Genomic DNA, 21403 nt, shown 5'->3' with positions numbered 1-21403 from the left:
GCAGCATGACTGATTTCAACGACCGGATCATCGCCGAGTTCCACGCCAACGACGGAGTCGTCGGCGGGCCATTCGCCGGAGCGCACCTGCTGCTGCTCACGACGACGGGCGCGAAGTCCGGCACACGCCGCGTCGCCCCCATGATGTATTTCGCCGAGGGCGACACGAGATACGTGATCGCGTCAAAGGCGGGCTCCCCGACCAATCCGGCCTGGTTCCACAACCTCGTCGCACATCCGACGGTCTCTGTGGAGGCGGCGACCGACGACGGGATCGAGAGCTACACCGCCACAGCGGAGCAGGTCACGGGAGAACTGCGCGAACGCCTCTACGCGAAGTTCAGCAGCACGAACCCCGGTTTCGCCGAATACCAACTGAAGACGGATCGGATCATCCCGATCGTCGCCCTCACTCGAGCGGGCTGAGCGGGTCTAGTCCGCGCGTGTCACTCCGGGCGCGTCGGGCGATCAGCGCTGCAGGCTCCAGGCGCGGCGCTTGACCAGCACGTGACCACGGTCGGAGGTGAGTCGGGTCCAGGGACCGGTCTCGTAGATCTTCACGGGGGCCGACCCGCCGAGGAAGCCGAGGGAGAGCCCGGCGAATGCCGCTCCGGCCGGGACGTATTCGAATCCGGGGATCGGGTGACCCCAGACCTCTGAGCGCACCCGCTGCACGATCTGCTCGCCGGTGCCGGTCGGAATCGCGGCGGCGACCTCGTCGATGCCCGATTTCGCAACGGCCTCGAGCACGGATGCCTCCACCGACTCGAGGGCTTTCCACCCGCCCCGGGGCGGCGAGATCGCGGCCCAGGTGACGGTATTCACCTGCATGGGCAGGTTCATGGTGACGGGAGCGGTCGGATCGACGATCTCTCCCTGAAGCCGATTGAGTCGTTCGAGCAGCGACCGCACCGGCACCACCGCGTCGAAGGAGTCCGGCGCCGCGTCATCCGGCGCGCTCAGGGCGAAGGTGCGCAGTCCGAGCACCGTCGGGCTCTCGTCGAGCAGCCCGGCCGGCACGAGTATCGCGACATAGACCGCGAGCACGCCCTGCCCCGCAATCAGGCGCACCGAACCATCCTCCACGCGCTGGGCACGACTGAGGAATACCTGCAGGTCGCCGAGGGAGAGGGAGTCAACGAGGGAAAATGTGTGGCTCATCTGCTCTCTAAACTATAGGAGCGCCGGGGATCTCGCTGCCCCGTCACCGCCGGACCACGGGAGAAGACCATGACCGACCCACTCGTCGACCTGCTCTCGGCGCTCGATCTCACCGATACCCGCGCGCGCACGAGTGAAGACATCTTTATCGGCAAGAGCCAGTGGTCGGCCCTCGGCCGCGTCTTCGGCGGTCAGGTGCTCGCCCAGTCGCTGGTGGCCGCACAGCGCACCCTCGCTGAGGGGCGCACCGTGCACTCGCTTCACGGCTACTTCCTTCGGCCGGGCAACGTCGAGCTGCCCATCACCTTCTCGGTCGACCGCATCCACGACGGTCGATCGTTCTCGACGCGACGCACTCAGGCCTACCAGGGCGGGCTGCCGATCCTCTCGATGATCGCGTCGTTCCAGGATTCCGATGACGGCCTCGAACATCAGGTCGAGATGCCGACAGACCTGCCGCAGCCGGAGGACCTGCCGACCGCGGCCGAGGTGCTCGGGGCCGTGGACCATCCGATCGCCAAGCAGTGGGCCGAGGGCCGCCCGTTCGACATGCGCCACGTGCCCTCCCCCGTATTCCTCACCGTCGACGGTCCCCATGTGGCCCACCAGGCCGTGTGGCTGAAGGCCACCGGCCGACTACCGGATGACCCCGACCTCCATCGCGCCGCTCTCGCCTACGCGAGCGACTATTCGATCCTCGAACCCATCTTCCGTCGTCACGGAGTCGCCTGGTCGACTCCCGGTCTGAAGGCGGCCAGTCTCGACCACGCGATGTGGTTCCACCGCTTCGGACGGGTGGACGAGTGGATGCTCTACGTGCAGGAGTCCCCCAACGCCACCGGCGGTCGCGGACTCTCGCTCGGGCGCATCTTCAGCCGCGACGGCGCACTTCTCGCGAGCGTCGCCCAGGAAGGCATGGTGCGGGTGCCGCGACGGGACTGAGGCCTCTCAGTCCCCGGCGAGGATGCTCGTGCGTTCCGCGAGATAGGACTCGAGGTTCGCAAGGCCCTGGTCGCCTTCGCCTGCCACCCACCGCACCATGACGGTGTCACCGCGCAGCGACAGCGGTCCGGACTCGGCCCGCAGGCTCGCGGCATCCAGGGCGATCTCCGTCACGTCGAAGTTCACGGTGTCGCCGAGCGCGAAACCACCGCGGGTTGCGGCGACCCGAAGCTCCCGGCGATGCAGCGCTTCGGCGTTCATATACACGGTCTCGTGGGTCAGTTCGATGGCGCGGGTGATTCCCCCGACGGCGAACAGCCGGCAGTCCCGGTCGAGGAGCAGCACGCCGAGCCGCCAGGCGCGCCCCACGCCATCCATCACGGCCGGCCGCGGGATGAAGCCGATGCGACGTGCCGGACGCAGGGTGGCGATCGCCTCGTCGCCGATGGCCATGCCCTCGAGCCTGGCGATCGTCGCCGCGAGCATCTCCTTCAGGCCGGGGCTGATCCCATCCGCATCGGTCATGTTGCCAGTATGCCTTCCCGACCTGAGCCGGATGTCGCTGGCGGCGTCGCGGCCCGCCCGCGAGCAGCGTGCGCGCATTCGGCGGGCGGTCGGCGCAGTCATGCCGCTCACACCGAAGTCTGCGCCCTCTCGGTTCATTCCCAGCCGAATCGACCCGAATCGCGCTCGCGCCCGAGCGTTCAGGTGGGAGGCTTTTCTCGTCGCTCTCCACTCATCCCCCGGAGGAATCAGCCCATGACTGCATCACCGTCTCTCACCCGTCGCGCCCTGATCAGCGCGGGCAGCGCCACCGTCGTCGGAGCGGGCGCTCTCGCACTTGCGGCCTGCAGTTCTCCCGCCCCCGGCGGAACCGCCGGCGGTCCCGGTTCCGCACCCCAGGCGCCCCAGGTCGCTGCCGGCACCGAGGTGGCGAAGGTGGCCGACATCCCCGTCGGCGGCACGAAATCGGCCACGATCGGGGATGCGCCGGTGCTTCTCTCCCAGCCCACCGCGGGCACCGTGAAGTGCTTCAGCGCGATCTGTCCTCATCAGGGCTGCACGGTGGGTGCTGCGGCGAAGGAGTTCGACTGCCCCTGCCACGGGTCCCAGTTCAACGCGGAGACCGGTGCCGTGCTCAACGGTCCCGCGCAGACCGGCCTCACCCCGGTCTCGGTCACGGTCTCCGGGGATTCGGTGGTCACCGCCTGATGGACTTCGAATTCAACGGGCTGCCCGTCCATGTGCTGCTCGTGCACTTCGTGGTCATCGTGGTGCCCCTTGCGGCCCTCTGCACGGTCCTGACCGCATTCTGGCCCGCCGCCCGCCGCCGGCTCGGTGTCGTGACGCCGATCATCGCTCTCGCGGCGTTGATCTCCGTGCCGATCACCACGGAAGCCGGTGAGTGGCTGCAGGCTCGAGTGGGGCGAACCGATCTCGTCGCGGCCCATGCGGCGATCGGCAAGACCCTGCTTCCGTGGGCCGCCGCGACCTTCCTCTTCGCCGCGATCCAGTGGTTCTGGTTCCGCTTCGTCACGGCACCGGATGCGAAGTTCGCCGCCCGGGTCCCCGGCAAGACCGCGCGACTCGTCATCACCGTCGCACTCGCGGTCATCGTCGTCGTGCTCGCCGTCGGCTCGGTGGTCACGGTGGTGCAGATCGGCGAGTCCGGCGTGCGGGCGATCTGGACGGGTTCGTTCACCCAGAACCCGAAATAGCGCGCTATCCGCCGCAGACCTCAGCGTCTGCTGAAGACCAGAGGGTCCTCGACGTAGGGCTTCCAGGCCGCTCGTTCCTCGGCGGAGAGTCGTCGTGGGCTCATCGTCTGCGAGTCGCACAGCACCACCCGGGTGGTGGCCCGGGCATACAGTTCGGCGGGTTCGGCGCCGATCGGCGACCGGACCTCGTAGCAGACGTCGATATCCGCCCCGCCGAGACGTCCGATCCAGACCTGGATGTCGAGGGGGCTGCGACGGTAGTCGATGGTCGCGAGATACTCGATCTCGGTGCGCGCGATGATGCTCAGCGTCGGCGACCCGAGCCGGGCATCCAGCACCGCGCTCGGCGGCGTGCCCGGGCGCTCCGCCTCGTCATCGGGCATCCACAGTGCCTGAACGCGTGCCTCTTCGAGCAGCCGCAGGATCTCGACGTTGTTCACGTGCCCGTACGCGTCGAGGTCGCCCCAGCGCAGCACCGTCGGGATGTGCAGCCGCGTCACGGGCGTCAGTCCCGGGTGAGTTTGCGGTACGCGGAGCGGTTCGGCTTCGCCGCATCCGGTCCGAGTCGCGCGATCTTGTTCTCTTCGTAGGATTCGAAGTTGCCCTCGAACCAGTGCCAGTTGCCCGGATTCTCTTCCGTACCCTCGTAGGCGAGGATGTGGGTCGCGATGCGGTCGAGGAACCACCGATCGTGAGTGATGACCACGGCGCAGCCGGGAAACTCGAGCAGCGCGTTCTCGAGGCTGCCCAGTGTCTCGACGTCCAGGTCGTTCGTCGGCTCGTCGAGCAGCAGCAGGTTGCCGCCCTGCTTGAGCGTGAGGGCGAGGTTGAGGCGGTTGCGCTCTCCACCGGAGAGCACACCGGCCTTCTTCTGCTGGTCGGGGCCCTTGAAGCCGAACTGCGAGACGTAGCCGCGGCTCGGGATCTCGGTCTTGCCCACCTGGATGTAGTCCTGCCCGTCGGACACGACCTCCCACAGCGTCTTCGTCGGGTCGATGCCGCCGCGATCCTGGTCGACGTAGGAGATGTCGACGGTGTCGCCGATCTTCAGGTCACCGCCGTCGAGGGACTCGAGCCCGGTGATGGTCTTGAACAGCGTGGTCTTTCCCACCCCATTCGGGCCGATGACGCCGACGATACCGTTGCGGGGAAGGGTGAAGCTCAGGCCGTCGATGAGCACCCGGCCGTCAAAGCCCTTCTCGAGTCGCTTCGCGTCGATCACTTGGGCGCCGAGACGCGGGCCGATCGGGATGACCAGCTCTTCGAAATCGAGCTTGCGGGTCTTCTCGGCCTCACTCGCCATCTCTTCGTAGCGTGCCAGGCGTGCCTTCGACTTGACCTGACGGCCCTTGGCGTTGCTGCGCACCCACTCAAGCTCGCTCGACAGGCGCTTCGCGAGCTTGGCGTCCTTCTTGCCCTGCACTTCGAGGCGAGCACCCTTCTTCTCGAGATAGGTCGAGTAGTTGCCCTCGTAGGGGTAGAGGTGGCCGCGGTCGACCTCGGCGATCCATTCGGCCACGTGGTCGAGGAAGTACCGGTCGTGAGTGACGGCGAGGACGGCGCCGTGGTACTGGGCGAGGTGCTGCTCGAGCCACAAGACGCTCTCGGCATCGAGGTGGTTGGTGGGCTCGTCGAGAAGCAACAGGTCCGGCTTCTGCAGCAGCAGCTTGGTGAGCGCGACGCGGCGCTTCTCACCACCGGACAGGTTCGCGACGGTGGCATCCCCGGGAGGTGTGCGCAAGGCATCCATCGCCTGCTCGAGCTGGGAGTCGAGGTCCCACGCGTCGGCGGCATCGATGGCCTCCTGCAGAACGCCCATCTCGGCGAGCAGCGAGTCGAAGTCGGCATCCGGGTCCGCCATGGCGGCCGAGACCTCGTTGAAGCGGTCGACCTTCGCCTTGATCTCGCCGACCCCCTCCTGCACGTTCTCGAGCACGGTCTTCGTTTCGTCGAGCTCCGGCTCCTGCATCAGGATGCCCACGCTGTAGCCGGGGCTCAGTCGCGCTTCACCGTTGGACGGGGTATCGAGGCCCGCCATGATCTTGAGGATCGTCGACTTGCCCGCACCGTTCGGCCCGACGACGCCGATCTTGGCGCCGGGGAAGAACGACATCGTGACATCGTCGAGGATGAGCTTGTCGCCAACCGCTTTGCGGGCGCGGACCATCGAGTAAATGAATTCGGCCATGCGCCAAGTTTAGGTGGCTGTCCTGCGCCACCCGAACCGCCCGAGAATCATCCGCTCAGCTCGGCCCGCCCGTTTTGGGCCGGATGTTTCGTGCCGCGCTGCCGGCCGATCGGGTGTGTCCCACCGATCACGTTCGCGGGTCAGGACAGCCTTTCGAACACCGCCATTCGATGCCGGGAGCCGCGGGTCCGCGGGTCCGCGGGTCCGCCCGGGCGTGGCCGACAGCGGATCATGCGACGACACGCCGGGCGCGACGCCCTGCAGACGGCGTGTCGCGGGGATCTCCGCCCGGAGACTCCGAACGCGCCTCCGCGACCGCGCAACTCGCGACCACCAGACGGCTGCGGGCCGGCTCGCTACCAGTCGATCGTGCGGGTCTTGCCGATGAGGCAGAGCCCGCTCCCCAGTGCCTTTTCGACCGCACTGCTGTACCCGCCCCCGCCGTGCTGGCCGAGCAGGCAGGAGTCGCCGATCTTCACCGAGAAGAGGATGGAGTCGACTCCCCCGTTGATCGACGTCTTGTCGGGTGTCACCTGCATCGCTGCCTTGTCGAAGCCCGCGGAGACCAGCGAGTCGATGATCGCCCGCCCGTTCGCTCCGGCGTTCGCCGCGAAGAGCTTCGTGTTGACCGCATCGAACCAGGCCTTGTTCGCCTGCGCGGTGCCGTCGGGCCGGTAGCTCGGCGCCGGTGCGGGCGCCGCCGAGCGGCCCGGGCTCGCGGTGGCCGATGGTGGCGCGGTGGCCGATGACGCCACGGCGGATGGCGCGGGCGCTGCGGACGAGCACCCCGCGAGGGCGGCGGCCAGCACGAGCACCGGTGCGGCGAGCAGTAGGCGGCCCCTGGCTGACATCCGGTCGACCTCCCCAGTCGCTGTGCGGGGCCGATCCCCCGTCGCGATTCTAATTCGTCCGCTTCTGCCACCATCGACACCCCTGCGCTCGACTTTCCAGTTAGTCGCCACTAACCTGTTTCAATTAGCGTCCGCTAACTGAAACGGAATGGTCGATGGAGACTCTGTCCAGCACTGCACGACCGGCGAGTGCCGAGTTCCAGGCGAATGCGGCAGCCCAGGGCGCGCTGGCGGCGGAATTGCGGGCCAGGCTGGCCGAAGCATCCCGTGGCGGATCCGAGCGGGCGCGCGAGCGCCACACCGGCCGCGGAAAGCTGCTGCCTCGGGATCGGATCGACTACCTCCTCGACCCCGGAAGCCCCTTTCTCGAGATCGCACCGCTCGCCGCCTGGGGACTGTACGACGACGAAGCGCCCTCGGCCGGCATGGTCACCGGCATCGGCCTTGTCAACGGTCGACACTGCATGATCGTCTGCAACGACGCAACGGTGAAGGGCGGCACCTACTACCCGCTCACGGTGAAGAAACATCTCCGGGCCCAGGAGATCGCGGCGCAGAACCGGCTTCCCTGCATCTACCTCGTCGACTCCGGCGGCGCCTTCCTGCCTCGCCAGGACGAAGTCTTCCCCGACCGCGACGACTTCGGCCGCATCTTCTATAACCAGGCGCGGATGTCGTCCCGCGGCATCCCCCAGATCGCCGCGGTGCTCGGCTCGAGCACCGCCGGCGGCGCCTATGTGCCCGCGATGAGCGACGAGACCGTGATCGTGCGGAGCCAGGGCACGATCTTCCTCGGCGGACCTCCGCTCGTGAGGGCGGCCACCGGCGAGGTCGTCACGGCGGAGGACCTCGGCGGCGGAGACACCCACGCCCGCCTCTCCGGCGTGGTGGACCATCTCGCCGACAACGACCAGCATGCGCTCGAAATCGTGCGGGACATCGTCGGTACCCTTCCGCCCGCCGCACCCCGCCCCTACGATCTGCGCGATCCACTCCCACCGTCGGTCGACCCGCTCGAGCTCTATGGGGTCGTGCCGACGAACCTGCAGTCGCCCTACGACGCGCGCGAGATCATTGCGAGAGTCGTCGACGGCAGCGAATTCCACGAGTTCAAGAAGAACTACGGCGAGACCCTCGTCACCGGATTCGCTCACATCCACGGCCATCCGGTGGGCATCGTCGCCAACAACGGGGTGCTGTTCAGCGAGTCGGCCCAGAAGGGCGCGCACTTCATCGAGCTGTGCGACCAACGCAAGATCCCCCTGCTGTTCCTTCAGAACATCACCGGCTTCATGGTCGGGCGCGAATACGAGGCCGGGGGCATCGCCAAACACGGGGCGAAGATGGTCACCGCTGTCGCGTGCGCCCGGGTTCCGAAACTGACGGTGGTGGTCGGCGGATCATTCGGCGCGGGCAATTACTCCATGGCCGGCCGCGCCTTCTCCCCGCGATTCCTCTGGATGTGGCCGGCGAGTCGCATCTCGGTGATGGGCGGCCCGCAGGCGGCCTCTGTGCTCGCCACCATCCGTCGCGAGCAGGCGGAATCGAGCGGGGCGACCTGGACCGAGGAGGAGGATGCGGCCTTCCGCGCCCCCATCACGGAGCAATACGAACGACAGGGCAACCCCTATTACTCCACGGCCCGTCTCTGGGACGACGGCATCATCGACCCGGCCGACACCCGCACCGTCGTCGGCCTCGCCCTCGAGGTGTGCTCGCACGCCCCCCTTGACGACGTCTCCTACGGCGTCTTTCGGATGTGACCCGGATGCCTTCACACGCCATGTTCGACACCGTGCTCGTTGCCAATCGCGGCGAGATCGCCTGCCGCATCATCCGCACGCTGCGTTCGCTCGGTATCCGCTCGGTCGCCGTCTACAGTGACGCGGATGCCGGGGCCCTGCACGTCTCGCTGGCGGATGTCGCCGTGCGCATCGGCACGGCCAGCGCGGCCGACAGCTACCTGAACATCCCCAGGATCATCAAGGCCGCCCTCGACACCGGAGCCGGAGCGGTTCACCCCGGCTATGGATTCCTCGCCGAAAATGCGGACTTCGCCGAGGCCTGCACCAGCTCCGGCCTCGTCTTCATCGGTCCGGGCGTGGAGGCCCTTGCGGTGATGGGCGACAAGATCCGCGCCAAGAAGCAGGTCGCCGGCCGGGGAGTGCCGGTGGTTCCCGGTGTCGCGGACCCCGACCTCAGCGACTCAGAGCTCGCCGCGGCGGCGATCGGGGTGGGATTCCCGCTCTTGGTGAAGCCCTCCGCCGGCGGCGGCGGCAAGGGCATGCATGTGGTCGACGGCCCGGAGCAACTGCACGAGGCGATCGCGTCGGCCCGACGCGAGGCCCTGTCGTCCTTCGGCGACGACACGATCTTCATCGAGCGATTCGTCTCGCGCCCGCGCCACATCGAGGTGCAGGTGCTCGCCGACAACGAGGGCACGACGGTGCACCTCGGCGAGCGCGAGTGCTCGCTGCAGCGGCGCCACCAGAAGGTGATCGAGGAGGCTCCCTCCCCCCTCCTTGACGAGGCGACTCGCGCACGGATCGGCGAGGCCGCCTGTGAGACGGCCCGCAGTGTCGGCTATCGGGGTGCCGGCACTGTGGAGTTCATCGTCTCCGCGGACGCGCCGGAGGAGTTCTTCTTCATGGAGATGAACACCCGGCTGCAGGTGGAGCACCCGGTGACGGAGCTGGTGACCGGTCTCGACCTGGTCGAATGGCAGCTGCGCATCGCGGCCGGTGACCCCCTCGACTTCGGCCAGGCGGAGGTGCGCCTCACCGGGCACGCGATCGAGGCGCGTGTCTACGCGGAAGACCCGCAGAACGGGTTCCTCCCCTCGGGCGGCCGGGTAGTCGGGCTGCGCGAAGCGCGCGGCGAGGGCATCCGGGTGGACAGCTCCCTCATCGAGGGACTCGAGGTGTCGGCGGACTACGATCCGATGCTGTCGAAGGTGATCGCGTGGGCTCCCGACCGTGCCGGTGCCATTGCTCGCCTGCGTGGCGCGCTGCGGCAGACGGCGATCGTCGGCGTCACCACCAACATCGAGTTCCTCGGGCTGCTGCTCGCGGACGCGGATGTCGCGGCGGGGCGACTCGACACGGAACTCATCGGCCGCCGTCTCGCCACCCTCGACTTCGCCACCGTCGACGACGGGTTGCTCGCGCGCGCCGCCCTCATCCTGTTCGCGGTGGCCGGCCATGAGGCCCCGGAGTCGCCGTGGCAGGCCAGGGACGGATGGAGGATCGGCGCTCACGCTCCGACCGTCTTCCGCCTCCGGGTTTCGGGCAGAGAGGCCGAGCAGGTTGTCGCGGTGTGGGGCACGCCCCAGCTGGCCTCGGTGAGCGTGAACGAACAGCCCCCGCTCCCCGCGGTCGTCCGACTCACCGAAGCGGCGGACGGCCCGGTCACCCGCACGACCATCGGAGGCCGGTCGGTCGAATCGCACTGGTCCCTCTGCGATGACCTTCTCTCCCTCGTCGAAGACGGCCGGTCGTGGACAGTCCGCCGGGTGTCGACGGCTCCACGCGCTGCCGCCGACACGATAGCCGTGCCCGAACTGCGCTCTCCGATGCCCGGTGCCGTGGTGGCGATCACGGTGAACGACGGCGACCTCGTCGAGGAGGGTGCGGCCATCATCGTCGTGGAGGCCATGAAAATGGAGCACGTTCTGCGGGCGACGACCGCCGGACGGGTCGAGTTGCAGGCCACGGTCGGGACCCAGGTCGCGCGCGACCAACTGCTGGCGACGGTCGTGCCGCACGTCGCGGTTGAGGGCGCTTAGAACGGCGCCTCCGTGCCCGGCACCGCTGCGCCGACCAGATCATCGACATCGTGCGTCTCCGCCTCCTCAGGAGCGCCCGGGGTCGCGGTCGGCCAGCCGTTGTCGAGGGAGACCGCACCGGTTGCGGCGGACGGATCGGGTGCCGCAGAGCCCGCCTCCGCCCGCGTGGAGGAATCGACGGAGGCGCCCGACAGGCCGCGGGTGAACGACGCCGTGCCCCAGGTGAGGTCGTGACCGATCGAATCCGCATCGATTTCGATGGACGTGCCCGCTTTGTCACCGGCGGCCCAGTCCCGGATGCGAAGGCGGCCGGTGACGATCACCCGCTCGCCCTTCTTGATCGAGCTGTTGGCATTGAGCGCGAGCTGCCGGAACGACGTGACGGTGTACCAGTTGGTGCCGTTGTCGACCCACAGGTTGCGGGAGCGGTCGAAACGACGCTGAGTGGAGGCCAGCCGGAAGCTGGTGATGGGAAGCCCCTCGCCGGTGACGAGGTGATTCGGGACGGTGGCCACAAAGCCGGTGAGTGTGATGGTGTCGGTCATGCGGCAAGTGTGGTCCGGTATCGAACCCCGGCCGACTCATCCCCCCGGGCACGGGGAGAATCCGGCCTCAGAGGTAGGTGTGGAGGAGCTGCCATTCTCCCCGGGCCGCGTCGTAGAGCACGTCGAACATGCGGCAATCCCCGCTGTCGGAGGTGCCCTGGAAACGCCACCCGAGCGGCATAGCGCCGGGATGGGTGATGGCCGCGTAGTCGACATCGAGAGGAGTGGGAGTGTCCGTCACGCGAAAACGGCTGCCAGCCCACACGAATTGCTCCGGAATGCCCTCGGCTCCGGTCCACACAGTCACGGTCGCGCCAACCAGCGTCATCTTTCCCACCTCCGACATTCGAAACTTTGTTCGATAGTCGACTGTAAGTGACCGCGGCGCGACACGCCAACAGGAAATTACCGAGTGCTCAGTGCTCTCGGAACTCCGGCCACTCCGAGCCTGGGAGCAGGCTCGCGTAGAGCGCGCTCTTGGCGACATCCAGTGTCGGATAGATGCCGCGGTAGCCGGCATCCGTCATCAGTTTGAACGTGAAGCCACCCTCGACGCTGTGCACGGACCCCACCGCGCCGGCCGGGCCCATCGCCACCCAGCGGTTGCCCGTCAGGATGTGGGAATCGGATGTTGACTGCATTGTGTTGCTCATCATTGAGCTCCTTTTGTTCACATCTGCCGATCCATGTCGGCAGGAATAGCCTAAGTCTGCGTGCCGCGAACGTCACGATGCGCGAACTGTCAATTTCATGAACTCTGGGAGACCACCGATGCCCTCCACCCGACTCGGAGTCGTCTTCGACTATGCCGATGATTTCACCACCAACGCGGCCGAGGTCACCGAATTCGAGCGGGTCGGGGTTGACCTCGTCACAGTGGCGGAGGCCTACTCCTTCGACGCGGTGAGCCAGCTCGGGTACCTCGCCGCGATCACCTCGACCATGACCCTCGCCTCCGGAATCCTGCCGATCTTCTCCCGCACGCCCGCGCTGCTCGCGATGACGGCTGCGGGACTCGATTCGGTCTCCCGCGGCCGGTTCGAACTGGGGATCGGGTCCTCCGGAGCCCAGGTGATCGAGGGATTCCACGGCGTGCCGTTCAGCGCGCCCCTCGGCCGCATCCGCGAGAACGTCGAGATCTGTCGCGCCATCTGGCGACGCGAACGCCTGGACTTCCACGGCGCGCACTACACGATTCCGCTGCCCGCGAGCCAGGGCCGCGGTCTCGGCAAGCCGCTCAAGATCATCAACCAGCCGGTGCGCGAGGCCATCCCGATCTCGATCGCCGCCCTCACCCCGAAGGCCGTTGCACAGGCTGCCGAGATCGCGGACGGCTGGCTTCCGCTCTTCTACCTGCCGGAGAAGGCGGATGCCGCGTGGGGCGCCGCCCTCGCGGAGGGAAGGGCTCGACGCTCTCCCGATCTCGGGCCTCTCGACGTCACGGCCCAGATGCCCTTCTACCTCGGCGACCATCCCGACCGGGCCGTGGAGGCGTACCGGCAGAACGTCGCGCTCTACGTCGGGGGAATGGGTGCGCGGGGGGCGAATTTCTACAACGATCTCGCCGTCGGGTACGGCTTCGACGACGAGGCGGCGAAGGTTCAGGAGCTGTACCTCACCGGCCGCAAAGCCGAGGCGGCGGCGGCCCTGCCGGAGCAGCTCGTCTCGGGCACGGCACTCATCGGCACCGAAGGCGAGGTGCGCGCTCGCGTGCACGCGCTCCTCGCCTCCGGGGTCACGACGATCTCGGTGAAGCCGCTTGCGCCTTCGCGGTCAGAGCGCATCGAGCAGATCGAGGCACTCCGCGCCATCCTGGGCTAGCGATCAGGACGCGAGCACGTACTCCGCGAAGGACTTGCGGATCTTGTTGACCTTGGGCAGTGCGACCGCCATGCAGTAGCCCTGGCCCGGGTTCTTCGCGAAGAAGTCCTGGTGGTACTTCTCGGCCTCGTACCAGGTGCCGAGCGGCGAGATCTCGGTGACGAGGCCGCCATCCCAGTACTCGGATGCCCGGTCGCGCGCCGTCTCGAACTGCAGCTTCTGCGCGTCGTCCGCATAGAACATCGCGGACCGGTACTGCGTGCCGACGTCGTTGCCCTGCCGGTTGAGCTGGCGCGGGTCGTGCAGCGAGAAGAAGACGTCGAGGATGACATCCGCGGGGATGATCTCCGGGTCGAAGGTGACAGCGACGGCCTCGGCGTGACCGGTCATCCCGGTGCAGACGGCGTCGTAGTCCGGGTTCTTGGTGCTGCCTCCGGTGTAACCCGAGACGACGTCACTCACACCGCGGAGGGTGCGATAGACGGCGTCGAGGCACCAGAAACAGCCACCGGCGAGAACGAATGTGTGCATGCGAGGAGCCTACTTTCCGTGGGTGGGGATGGCAGCATCGCTGCCTCTCTATCCAACATCCACCGCCGCCCCGCAATTCCGCGTTCACAGCCGCCTCTAGGCTTGGAGCATGACCTATGTCGCACACGAAGACCGTTACCAGTCCATCGACTACCACCGCGTCGGGCGTAGCGGCCTGAAGCTCCCCGCCGTCTCTCTCGGACTGTGGAACAATTTCGGTTTCGACCGCCCGATCGAGACCCAGCGCGCCATCCTGCGCCGTGCTTTCGATCTCGGCGTCACCCACTTCGACCTTGCGAACAACTACGGACCGCCCGCGGGAAGCGCCGAGACCAACTTCGGCCGCATCTTCGCCGACGACTTCCGCCCGCACCGCGACGAGCTCATCATCTCCACCAAGGCCGGCTACGACATGTGGGACGGTCCCTACGGCGAGTGGGGATCGCGCAAGTACATGCTCTCCTCGCTCGACGCCAGCCTCGGTCGGATGGGACTCGACTATGTGGACATCTTCTACTCCCACCGCCCCGACCCGGAGACCCCGATCGAGGAGACGATGGGCGCGCTCGCTACCGCCGTCACCTCTGGTCGCGCGCTCTACGCCGGCATCTCGAACTACAACACCGAGCAGACCGTCGCCGCCTACAGAGCTCTCGCCGAGCACAAGATCCCGTTGCTCATCCACCAGCCGCGCTTCAACATGTTCGACCGTCACATCGAGACCGAGGGTCTCCTTCCGGTTCTGGATGAGCTCGGCATGGGCAGCATCGTCTTCTCGCCCCTCGCCCAGGGCATGCTCACCGACCGGTACCTCAGAGGCATCCCGGCGGATTCGCGGGCAGCCGAGGGTCGCTGGATCAACTCCGACGACATCAGCGAGCTGTACCTCGAGCGGGCGAACGCGCTCAACGAGATCGCGAAGGGCCGCGGCCAGAGCCTCGCGCAACTCGCGCTGACCTGGGTGCTGCGCCATCCGCAGGTGACCTCGGCTCTCATCGGGGCGTCGAGCGTCGCCCAGTTGGAGAACAACATCTCGGCGCTGTCGAGCGCTCCGCTCACCGACGATGAGGTCGCCGCGATCGAGCCCTTCGCGGTGGACGGTACGAGCGACCGGTAGCGGCGCGGATGTCGGCGGCCCCACCTACGGTGAACACCACACAGACAACCGGGCCGGCTGACACTCGAGGGCACCCTCGAGACCTGAAGGAACGCGCATGACCACTCTCGCTTTCACCGGCTCCCAGGCCGTCACCCGCCCCGGGCTCCACCTCGTGCAATTGCACGACGAGCTCTGGCGGGTGACGCGCCCCTCGGGCGACGTGCTCGGCTATGTCGAGCAGTTCCGCGTTCGCGCGGGACTCCGTTTCCGCGCCAAACGGTTCATCGCGCGCCAGCGCCGCTTCGTGGAGATGGGCGAATTCTGGAGCATGGATGACGCGGTGGATTGTTTCGGCTTCTGAATCCCGCTCGCCCCCGTTGTCGCCGCGGGTGAACCGGTCCGAGACCAGTTGGAGACTCGCCACGAGCGATTGCTGAATGTCGCCTGTGGCCGGGTTAAAGTTCGTCCATGCAATGGTGGACCGACTTTCTCGAATGGCTCAACTCCGACGACGGGTGGCGCATCGTGTCGACGGCGGTCATCCCGTTCGTCGCCATCGTGGTGGCGGGCATCGTCGCTGCCGCGATCGGTCGCGCGTCGGCCCGCAAGGTGATCGAGCTGAGCGAGCGGGAGGTGCGGGCATCCGCGGTCACCGCTCTCATCAGCGCGGCCCGTAAGGCGGCGGTCTGGAACACCCTCCCGGCGCCCGAGCAGCAGCACATCGACCACCTGATCGGCGACGCCGAGATCCGCTTGCGCCTTCTGCCGATCGCGGGAACCGCGCTCGCCGCCGACTGGTCGCGCCACGAGATCGCGGGGATGAAGCGCAACGCCATCTCGTTCAGCTTCCAGGCCGAGCAGTCCCTGCTCGTCTTCCGCGACCGCCTGATCGAATGGCAGGGACGCCCGAACCGCGCCAAGAAGCTCTTCAAAAACGACCTCGACTCCTGGGCGTATGACTCCTCCGCGAGTGAGCAGGAGCTCGTGCACCAGCAGCAGAAATGGGCCGCGCAGCAGGTCACGGAGACGGGCCCGATCACCACCGTCACAACGACCCCGTTCACCCGGCCGCCGTCGCCCGCGCCGATCCAGGCTCCGCTGGTCGAGTCCACCGCGGCCGCCACCACTGGCGCCGCTGCCACCAACGCCGCTGCCGCCGGAGCTGCCGCCGGAGCTGCCGCCGGAGTCACTGCCGCCGGCCTCGCTGCCGCGGCTGCCCCCGTCCCGGCCACCATCGAGACAGAGGTCGATCCTCCTCGCGGGGTAGTTCCGTCGCCTGCCGAAGCGCCAGCCGTCGACGCCGCTCGGGTCGACGGAGCCACCGCCACGCCCGAGGCGCCCGCGACGGACCCGATCGAACCGACTTTCAGCTCCCCAGAAGCCACCGTGCCCGCTCAGGCCACCGTGCCCGTGAGCGACGAGCCGCATCCTCTGGTGGAGCCGGCTGACACCTCCTCGCACGATGTCTCTGAGGCATCCATCTTCGGGGGAATTCCGCCGCAGGGAGCCGCAGAGTCGCAGAGCAACACGCCAGAGCACACGGAGCCCGAGCACACGGAGCCCGACCTCACCCGGCCCGAGCAGAACGAATCTTCCCCGTCCGAATCGCACATCATCGACGGTGAATTCGTCGAGTCGGATGCCGAGCACGGGGACGCGACGCACGACTCTGGAGCGGACCAGAACTCCGGCTCCGACGATGACCATCATGGTGACCACGAGAACAATCACGACGAGCACCAGCACGACGAGCACCAGCACGACGAGCACCAGAGCCACGAGAACCATCACGACGAGCACCAGCACGACGAGTGGCGCGGCTGACCCGAATCGGGCCCGAAGAACAACGCACGCACTCACGCTGGGTCCCCCCGGAGGGATTCGAACCCCCGGCCAAGTGGGTAGAAACCACACGCTCTTCCGCTGAGCTACGGGGGGAGGACGGTCCCCAGATTACTACGCGGTCGTGCGTCGCCCGTCGCTGCAGCGCCGCGCACCAGTTCTCGCCTGACCCTTGCCCGACGGGTCTGAGGCAATGTCCGCAGCGCTGCAGTCCTCTGGTCACCGAGTCTGGACCTGCCGGACGGATATCGCTAGGGGCGGGCACAGAACCGTGCGAGCGGCCATCCCCGGAATGAGCCATCGAGTAGATTGAGGCGATCGAGCCCTCACCGCAGTCCCTCCCCGGTACCGATCCGTTCGCTGCCCCGCAGCGGCCCTCCCTCCCCACGGTCGATCCCACGCGGCTGGCCGACAGCGGACTGAATCACACCGAGGTGGCTGTCCGCGTCCGCGCGGGGGTGACCAACATCGTGCCAACCGGATCCAGCCGCAGCTTCGGGCACATCCTTCGCGCCAATCTGTTCACCCTCTTCAACGCGGTCGTCGGTGCCGGCACCGTGGTGCTCATTCTCTTCGGCGACTGGCAGGACGGCCTTTTCGGGCTCACCGCCCTGGCCAACGTGCTGATCGGGGTGTTTCAGGAGTTCCGCGCCAAACGACTCCTGGACTCCCTCGCCCTTCTCAACGCGACACCGGCCCGGGTGCTTCGCGGGGGCGAAATCCACGAGATCGCCACCGAACTGGTCGTGCTCGATGATCTGCTCGTGCTCCGGGTGGGAGACCAGGTGCCGGCCGATGCGGTGATCGTGAGCGAGGTCGGTCTCGAGATCGACGAGTCGCAATTGACCGGTGAGACAGTCCCGGTGGGAAAGCGGGCGGACGACACGGTGCTCTCGGGATCCGCCGTCGCCGCCGGGCACGGCACGGCACGCGTGGTGCGGGTCGGCGCGGATTCCTACACGAGCCGACTCACCGCGGAGGCGAAGCGCTTCTCCCTGGTCAATTCCGAGCTCCGCAATGCGGCCAATCGCATCGTCCGGTGGGTGAGCTGGGGCTTGGCTCCCCTGATCATCCTCGTCATGAACGCGCAGATGCAGGCCGCGGGCGGATGGGATGCGGCGATCCGGTCCGGGCACTGGCGAGAGGCCCTGATCGGCACAGTGGCCAGCGCCTCCAGTGTCATCCCACAGGGCCTGATCCTCATGATCAGCATCTCATTCGCCCTTGCGGCGGCGAAGCTCGCGCAATCCCAGGTTCTGGTGCAGGAGATCGCGGCCATCGAGATCCTCGCCAGGGTCGACACCCTCTGCTTCGACAAGACGGGCACGCTGACCGACGGCGCCATCGCCTTCGATGGTGCCCATCCGATCGAGGCTGACACCGAGCTGGCTGGTGCCGAGTCGGCGGACTGGAGGGCCGTCTTGGGCTGCTTCGGTGCCGACGACGATGCGAATGCGACCGCGCGCTGCCTGCGGGCCGCCTTCTCGGCCGGAGACCTGCGGCCGAGCGGATACGCGCCGTTCTCGTCGGATCGCAAGTGGAGCGCGCTCGGCATCTCGCACGGGGCGTCACGGGGCACCTGGGTCTTGGGAGCGCCGGAGATGGTCTTCGCGCACCTCCCCGATACGCATCCCGCCCTGCAGGAGCAGCTCTCCGACCTCCTCGCCCGCGGGCTCCGCACCCTGGTGCTCGCCCACAGCATCGATCACCTGGACGACGCCGCTATCGCCGGACACCGCCTGCCCGGATCTCTGCAACCGGTCACTCTCGTCACCTTCGCCGAGACCGTCAGGCCGGATGCGGCGGAGACCGTCGCCTACTTCCGAGCGCAGGGAGTCGAGTTGAAGGTGATCTCCGGGGACAACCCGCACACCGTCGCCACCATCGCCCGCGCGGTGGGCATCCAGTTCGAGGGTTCCGGTTATGACGCGAGTGAGCTCCCCGCAGATCTCGCGGCGATGGGCGAGGTCCTCGAAACGAACTCGGTCTTCGGCCGAGTGACGCCGGCGCAGAAGCGGCAGATGGTTCGGGCCCTGCAGCAGCGCGGACACGTGGTGGCGATGACCGGTGACGGCGTGAACGATGCGCTGGCCCTCAAGGCCGCCGACATCGGCATCGCGATGGGATCGGGGGCATCGGCCACGAAAGCCGTGGCCCGCATGATCCTGCTCGATGGGCAGTTCTCCCGGCTCCCCAAGGTGGTCGCGGAGGGGCGACGCGTGATCCTGAACATCGAGCGAGTGTCGAAACTGTTCCTCACCAAGACCACCTACGCGATCCTGCTGTCGATCGTCGTGGGGGTGCTGCTCTGGAAGTTCCCCTTCCTGCCCCGCCAGTTCGCTCCGACCGACGGCCTCACCATCGGCATCCCGGCGCTGCTTCTGGCGCTCGCGGCGCAACAGAGGCCGTATCGGCCGGGTTTCCTGCACCGCTCGCTGACGTTCTCGCTCCCGGCCGGAGCAGTGACCGCGACGGTGATCGTGGTGGTGCTCGCATTCGCCCGACTCTCCGGAGGGTATTCGAACAGCGAGATGTCCACCGCCGCGGCGATCGCGCTGTCGATCGTGGGATTCTGGGTGCTCGTGGTGTCGGCACGCCCCCTGACCGCACGGCGCTACGCGCTGTTGCTCACCATGGCGACCGTGCAGGCAGCCTGCTTCCTCGTGCCGCTGGTGCGCACCTTCCTTGCGTTCACACTGCCGACCGGCCCGCTGTTGGCTGTGGCGTTCGGCGTGGCGGCTATGGGGTGTATCGCCATCGAGATCATCTTCCGGCTGACCTCGCGAAGAGCATCGCTCAGCGCTGTGCCACCGCGACTTTAGTCTCCGTGGGGGCGCCGGGGTCCGTCGATGATGTGTGCTTGTGCGCACGACGGTGCGACGGCCACCAGAAGAAGTCCTTCGTGATGAACACCATCGCCGGCACGAGCACGGTGCGGATCACCAGGGTGTCGAAGAGCACCCCGATGCAGACGATCACGCCGATCTGGGTGAGCGCCACCACCGGCAGCACCCCCAGCACCGCGAACACCGCCGCGAGGAGGATGCCGGCGCTCGTGATCACCGCACCCGTCGACGACAGCGCCCGGATCATCCCCTCCGAGGTGCCGTGCAGTACTCGTTCCTCCCGCGCCCTGGTGGTGAGGAAGATGTTGTAGTCCACGCCGAGGGCCACCAGGAACAGGAAGGCGAACAGGATCACATTGGTGTTGAAGGCGGGGAAGCCGAGCAGGTGGGTGAAGATCCAGTTCGCCGCGCCGAGGCTCGCGAAGAAGGTCGCGAGCACGCTCGCGATCAAGAGCACGGGGGCGATGAGCGACCGGAGCAGGATGGCGAGGATGGCGAACACGATCGCCAGGATGATCGGGATGATGAGGTCCTGGTCGTGCTGTGAGGTGGTGAGGCTGTCGAGCGCCGTGGCATCCCGTCCCCCGACGATGGTGGTGCCCACCGCTCCGGATTGGTCGGCGTAGGCGGAGCGGAGCTTCGTGATGGTGGCGAATGCGGCATCGCTTCCCGGCGCGCTGGTGAGGGACACGTTGAGCTGGGTCAGCCCGTTGGCGCTCTCCCCCGGGGTGACGGAGTCGACGCCGGAGACGCCCTTCGCAATCGCGGTGGCATCTGTCGCGGCATCCTCGGGGGCGAGCACGGTCGTCTGGCTGGTGAGACCGGCCGAGAAGGACTTGTCGACGATCTTCTGGGCGACCACCGACTCGGGGTTGCCGAGCAGCTGTTCGGTCTGGGACAAGCCGACCGAGAAGCCGGACAGCCCGAGGGTCAACACCCCCACGACGGCCACGGAGAGCACCGTGATGATCACCGGTCGGTGCGAGACCCCGCGGCCCAGGCGGATCCAGAAGCCGTCCTTGACCACAGCGGATGCCTCGCGCACGCGCGGCACGAAGGGCCAGAACAGTCCGCGGCCGCACACGACGAGCGCTGCGGGAAGCACGATGAGGGCGAAGAGGATCGCCACGACCACGCCGATGGCGCAGGCGAAGCCGAGGGCGCGGTTGCCGGCGAGCTCCGCGAAGAGCAGGGTGATGAGGCTCAGAGCAACGGTGCCGCCGCTGGCCGCGATCGCCGGTCCCGCGCTCTTCACCGCGGTGAGCATCGCGACCGAGCGGTCCTCGGTCTTCAGCAGCTCCTCCCGGTAGCGGGCGACGAGCAGGAGGGCGTAGTTCGTGCCCGCGCCGAAGACCAGCACCGAGAGGATGCCGCTGACCGAGGCATCCAGCGTGATGCCGAATGGCTTGGCCAGAGCAGTGACGACGGCTCCGGCGAGACCGTCCGCGGTGCCGACGACGGCGAGCGGCACGATCCAGAGCACGGGGCTGCGGTAGGTGACGATGAGCAAGACGGCGACGACGATCACCGTGACGAGCAGGAGTTTGAAGTCGGCGCCGGCGAATGCGTTGGTGATGTCGGCCTGGAATCCGACGCCTCCGGTGAGGTAGCTGTCGAGCCCGGCCGGCAGGTCTTTGGCCGCCGCAGTGCGGAGCGAGTCGGCGGTGCCCGCGACATCCTTGTCCACGGCCTTCACGCTGAGGGGCACGACCGAGATCGCGGCCTTCCCGTCATCGCTGAATTGCGGGGCGGTGGCCCGGGGAGCTGTCGAGAGCTCGCCGAGGGCGGTAGCCCGGGAGGCGATTGCTGCACGATCGGAGGCGGTGAGCGTCGCGTCGCCCCGGCTCCAGACGAGGATCGCGGCGGTCTGCTCCGCCGAGGGGAACTTCGCCAGCGCGGCATCCACCTGCGCGGCCTGGCTGCTCGACGGGAGGCCGGTGCTGGGGAAGCTGTCGCCGGAATTCCTCGGCAGCAGGGAGAAGAGCAGGCCGACGGCCACGATGGTGCCGACCAGCACGATCCAGGCCGTCCGTCGGCCGCTGATGAAACGCCAGATCGCGGTCACGATTCCTCCAC

At 67.7% G+C, this 21403-nt stretch carries 21 protein-coding genes and 1 tRNA gene; 11 read left to right on the top strand and 11 right to left on the bottom strand.

Features of this window, described 5'->3' with window-relative positions:
• Positions 1-5: 5 nt before the first annotated feature.
• On the top strand, positions 6-425 hold the full coding sequence (locus tag ABIB54_RS07705; protein ID WP_354574928.1) for a nitroreductase/quinone reductase family protein: 420 nt from the start codon (positions 6-8) through the stop codon (positions 423-425).
• 42 nt (positions 426-467) lie between these two features.
• Here the strand turns inward: ABIB54_RS07705 and ABIB54_RS07700 are convergent, their stop codons facing one another.
• A complete protein-coding gene (locus ABIB54_RS07700) occupies positions 468-1160 on the bottom strand; it encodes a DUF8185 domain-containing protein (protein WP_354574927.1) in 693 nt (230 codons plus the stop codon).
• 69 nt (positions 1161-1229) lie between these two features.
• On the opposite strand from ABIB54_RS07700, the gene ABIB54_RS07695 reads away from it, so the two are divergent.
• Positions 1230-2102 carry an acyl-CoA thioesterase gene (locus ABIB54_RS07695; RefSeq protein WP_354574926.1) on the top strand — a complete coding sequence of 291 codons (873 nt, stop codon included), beginning with the start codon at positions 1230-1232 and terminating at the stop codon, positions 2100-2102.
• Between the two features lie 6 nt (positions 2103-2108).
• Here the strand turns inward: ABIB54_RS07695 and ABIB54_RS07690 are convergent, their stop codons facing one another.
• Positions 2109-2627 carry a hypothetical protein gene (locus ABIB54_RS07690; RefSeq protein ID WP_354574925.1) on the bottom strand — a complete coding sequence of 173 codons (519 nt, stop codon included), beginning with the start codon at positions 2625-2627 and terminating at the stop codon, positions 2109-2111.
• 234 nt (positions 2628-2861) lie between these two features.
• Between ABIB54_RS07690 and ABIB54_RS07685 the strand changes: the two genes are divergently transcribed.
• Together ABIB54_RS07685 and ABIB54_RS07680 are read left to right on the top strand one after the other, a co-directional pair.
• Positions 2862-3314, top strand: coding sequence for a Rieske (2Fe-2S) protein (locus ABIB54_RS07685; protein ID WP_354574924.1), 453 nt, complete (start codon positions 2862-2864; stop codon positions 3312-3314).
• Positions 3314-3820, top strand: a complete 507-nt coding sequence (locus ABIB54_RS07680) for a hypothetical protein (RefSeq protein ID WP_354574923.1) — start codon at positions 3314-3316, stop codon at positions 3818-3820. The genes ABIB54_RS07685 and ABIB54_RS07680 overlap by 1 nt, the downstream gene beginning before the upstream one ends.
• 20 nt (positions 3821-3840) lie before the next feature.
• On the opposite strand, the gene ABIB54_RS07675 is transcribed toward ABIB54_RS07680, so the two are convergent.
• From ABIB54_RS07675 to ABIB54_RS07665, 3 genes are all read right to left on the bottom strand, one after another.
• A complete protein-coding gene (locus tag ABIB54_RS07675) occupies positions 3841-4320 on the bottom strand; it encodes an acyl-CoA thioesterase (protein ID WP_354574922.1) in 480 nt (159 codons plus the stop codon).
• 5 nt (positions 4321-4325) lie between these two features.
• The gene (ettA, locus tag ABIB54_RS07670) at positions 4326-6008 is read right to left on the bottom strand and encodes an energy-dependent translational throttle protein EttA (protein WP_185201021.1); all 1683 of its coding nucleotides are present in this window, start codon (positions 6006-6008) and stop codon (positions 4326-4328) included.
• Between the two features lie 356 nt (positions 6009-6364).
• Entirely contained in the window at positions 6365-6859 is a 495-nt protein-coding gene (locus ABIB54_RS07665) for a DUF6993 domain-containing protein (RefSeq protein WP_354574921.1), read from the bottom strand.
• Positions 6860-7014: 155 nt separating this feature from the next.
• On the opposite strand from ABIB54_RS07665, the gene ABIB54_RS07660 reads away from it, so the two are divergent.
• Positions 7015-8622, top strand: a complete 1608-nt coding sequence (locus ABIB54_RS07660; RefSeq protein ID WP_354574920.1) for a carboxyl transferase domain-containing protein — start codon at positions 7015-7017, stop codon at positions 8620-8622.
• Between the two features lie 5 nt (positions 8623-8627).
• The gene (locus ABIB54_RS07655; protein WP_354574919.1) at positions 8628-10643 is read left to right on the top strand and encodes an ATP-binding protein; all 2016 of its coding nucleotides are present in this window, start codon (positions 8628-8630) and stop codon (positions 10641-10643) included.
• On the opposite strand, the gene ABIB54_RS07650 is transcribed toward ABIB54_RS07655, so the two are convergent.
• The 3 genes from ABIB54_RS07650 to ABIB54_RS07640 all read right to left on the bottom strand — a co-directional run bounded on the left by ABIB54_RS07650 (position 10640) and on the right by ABIB54_RS07640 (position 11844).
• Positions 10640-11188 (bottom strand): single-stranded DNA-binding protein, encoded by a 549-nt coding sequence (locus ABIB54_RS07650; RefSeq protein ID WP_354574918.1) that lies wholly within the window; start codon positions 11186-11188, stop codon positions 10640-10642. The two genes, ABIB54_RS07655 and ABIB54_RS07650, sit on opposite strands and share 4 nt — an antisense overlap.
• A 67-nt stretch (positions 11189-11255) precedes the next feature.
• Entirely contained in the window at positions 11256-11516 is a 261-nt protein-coding gene (locus tag ABIB54_RS07645) for a hypothetical protein (RefSeq protein ID WP_185201025.1), read from the bottom strand.
• Positions 11517-11604: 88 nt separating this feature from the next.
• Complete coding sequence (locus tag ABIB54_RS07640; RefSeq protein WP_354574917.1) at positions 11605-11844, bottom strand: methyltransferase; 240 nt, start codon at positions 11842-11844, stop codon at positions 11605-11607.
• A 115-nt stretch (positions 11845-11959) separates the two neighbouring features.
• On the opposite strand from ABIB54_RS07640, the gene ABIB54_RS07635 reads away from it, so the two are divergent.
• Positions 11960-13009 (top strand): LLM class F420-dependent oxidoreductase, encoded by a 1050-nt coding sequence (locus ABIB54_RS07635; RefSeq protein ID WP_354574916.1) that lies wholly within the window; start codon positions 11960-11962, stop codon positions 13007-13009.
• A gap of 3 nt (positions 13010-13012) precedes the next feature.
• Here the strand turns inward: ABIB54_RS07635 and msrA are convergent, their stop codons facing one another.
• On the bottom strand, positions 13013-13540 hold the full coding sequence (gene msrA / locus ABIB54_RS07630) for a peptide-methionine (S)-S-oxide reductase MsrA (RefSeq protein ID WP_354574915.1): 528 nt from the start codon (positions 13538-13540) through the stop codon (positions 13013-13015).
• Positions 13541-13649: 109 nt separating this feature from the next.
• On the opposite strand from msrA, the gene ABIB54_RS07625 reads away from it, so the two are divergent.
• From ABIB54_RS07625 to ABIB54_RS07615, 3 genes are all read left to right on the top strand, one after another.
• A complete protein-coding gene (locus ABIB54_RS07625) occupies positions 13650-14657 on the top strand; it encodes an aldo/keto reductase (RefSeq protein ID WP_354574914.1) in 1008 nt (335 codons plus the stop codon).
• 97 nt (positions 14658-14754) lie between these two features.
• Positions 14755-15000, top strand: a complete 246-nt coding sequence (locus ABIB54_RS07620; RefSeq protein WP_185201030.1) for a hypothetical protein — start codon at positions 14755-14757, stop codon at positions 14998-15000.
• A gap of 107 nt (positions 15001-15107) precedes the next feature.
• Positions 15108-16463, top strand: a complete 1356-nt coding sequence (locus ABIB54_RS07615) for a hypothetical protein (RefSeq protein WP_354574913.1) — start codon at positions 15108-15110, stop codon at positions 16461-16463.
• Positions 16464-16505: 42 nt separating this feature from the next.
• On the opposite strand, the gene ABIB54_RS07610 is transcribed toward ABIB54_RS07615, so the two are convergent.
• Positions 16506-16577, bottom strand: a tRNA-Arg gene (locus ABIB54_RS07610).
• Between the two features lie 338 nt (positions 16578-16915).
• On the opposite strand from ABIB54_RS07610, the gene ABIB54_RS07605 reads away from it, so the two are divergent.
• A complete protein-coding gene (locus ABIB54_RS07605; protein WP_354574912.1) occupies positions 16916-19303 on the top strand; it encodes an HAD-IC family P-type ATPase in 2388 nt (795 codons plus the stop codon).
• Here the strand turns inward: ABIB54_RS07605 and ABIB54_RS07600 are convergent.
• Positions 19278-21392 (bottom strand): MMPL family transporter, encoded by a 2115-nt coding sequence (locus ABIB54_RS07600; protein WP_354574911.1) that lies wholly within the window; start codon positions 21390-21392, stop codon positions 19278-19280. The two genes, ABIB54_RS07605 and ABIB54_RS07600, sit on opposite strands and share 26 nt — an antisense overlap.
• Positions 21393-21403: the final 11 nt, after the last annotated feature.

Source organism: Frigoribacterium sp. UYMn621 (assembly GCF_040549525.1).
GTDB lineage: Bacteria > Actinomycetota > Actinomycetes > Actinomycetales > Microbacteriaceae > Lacisediminihabitans.
The sequence above is the reverse complement of the archived record's forward strand: the minus strand, read 5'-3'. Positions and strand labels throughout refer to the sequence as shown.

What these genes read in the sequence shown, in the direction of transcription:
- ettA (WP_185201021.1), bottom strand. Translation starts at nt 6,008, where the DNA reads ATGGCCGAATTCATTTACTCGATGGTCCGCGCCCGCAAAGCGGTTGGC.
- ABIB54_RS07645 (WP_185201025.1), bottom strand. Translation starts at nt 11,516, where the DNA reads ATGACGCTGGTTGGCGCGACCGTGACTGTGTGGACCGGAGCCGAGGGC.
- ABIB54_RS07665 (WP_354574921.1), bottom strand. Translation starts at nt 6,859, where the DNA reads ATGTCAGCCAGGGGCCGCCTACTGCTCGCCGCACCGGTGCTCGTGCTG.
- ABIB54_RS07690 (WP_354574925.1), bottom strand. Translation starts at nt 2,627, where the DNA reads ATGACCGATGCGGATGGGATCAGCCCCGGCCTGAAGGAGATGCTCGCG.
- ABIB54_RS07620 (WP_185201030.1), top strand. Translation starts at nt 14,755, where the DNA reads ATGACCACTCTCGCTTTCACCGGCTCCCAGGCCGTCACCCGCCCCGGG.
- ABIB54_RS07655 (WP_354574919.1), top strand. Translation starts at nt 8,628, where the DNA reads ATGCCTTCACACGCCATGTTCGACACCGTGCTCGTTGCCAATCGCGGC.
- ABIB54_RS07700 (WP_354574927.1), bottom strand. Translation starts at nt 1,160, where the DNA reads ATGAGCCACACATTTTCCCTCGTTGACTCCCTCTCCCTCGGCGACCTG.
- ABIB54_RS07685 (WP_354574924.1), top strand. Translation starts at nt 2,862, where the DNA reads ATGACTGCATCACCGTCTCTCACCCGTCGCGCCCTGATCAGCGCGGGC.
- ABIB54_RS07680 (WP_354574923.1), top strand. Translation starts at nt 3,314, where the DNA reads ATGGACTTCGAATTCAACGGGCTGCCCGTCCATGTGCTGCTCGTGCAC.
- ABIB54_RS07625 (WP_354574914.1), top strand. Translation starts at nt 13,650, where the DNA reads ATGACCTATGTCGCACACGAAGACCGTTACCAGTCCATCGACTACCAC.
- ABIB54_RS07695 (WP_354574926.1), top strand. Translation starts at nt 1,230, where the DNA reads ATGACCGACCCACTCGTCGACCTGCTCTCGGCGCTCGATCTCACCGAT.
- ABIB54_RS07615 (WP_354574913.1), top strand. Translation starts at nt 15,108, where the DNA reads ATGCAATGGTGGACCGACTTTCTCGAATGGCTCAACTCCGACGACGGG.
- ABIB54_RS07650 (WP_354574918.1), bottom strand. Translation starts at nt 11,188, where the DNA reads ATGACCGACACCATCACACTCACCGGCTTTGTGGCCACCGTCCCGAAT.
- ABIB54_RS07705 (WP_354574928.1), top strand. Translation starts at nt 6, where the DNA reads ATGACTGATTTCAACGACCGGATCATCGCCGAGTTCCACGCCAACGAC.
- ABIB54_RS07660 (WP_354574920.1), top strand. Translation starts at nt 7,015, where the DNA reads ATGGAGACTCTGTCCAGCACTGCACGACCGGCGAGTGCCGAGTTCCAG.
- ABIB54_RS07640 (WP_354574917.1), bottom strand. Translation starts at nt 11,844, where the DNA reads ATGATGAGCAACACAATGCAGTCAACATCCGATTCCCACATCCTGACG.
- msrA (WP_354574915.1), bottom strand. Translation starts at nt 13,540, where the DNA reads ATGCACACATTCGTTCTCGCCGGTGGCTGTTTCTGGTGCCTCGACGCC.
- ABIB54_RS07635 (WP_354574916.1), top strand. Translation starts at nt 11,960, where the DNA reads ATGCCCTCCACCCGACTCGGAGTCGTCTTCGACTATGCCGATGATTTC.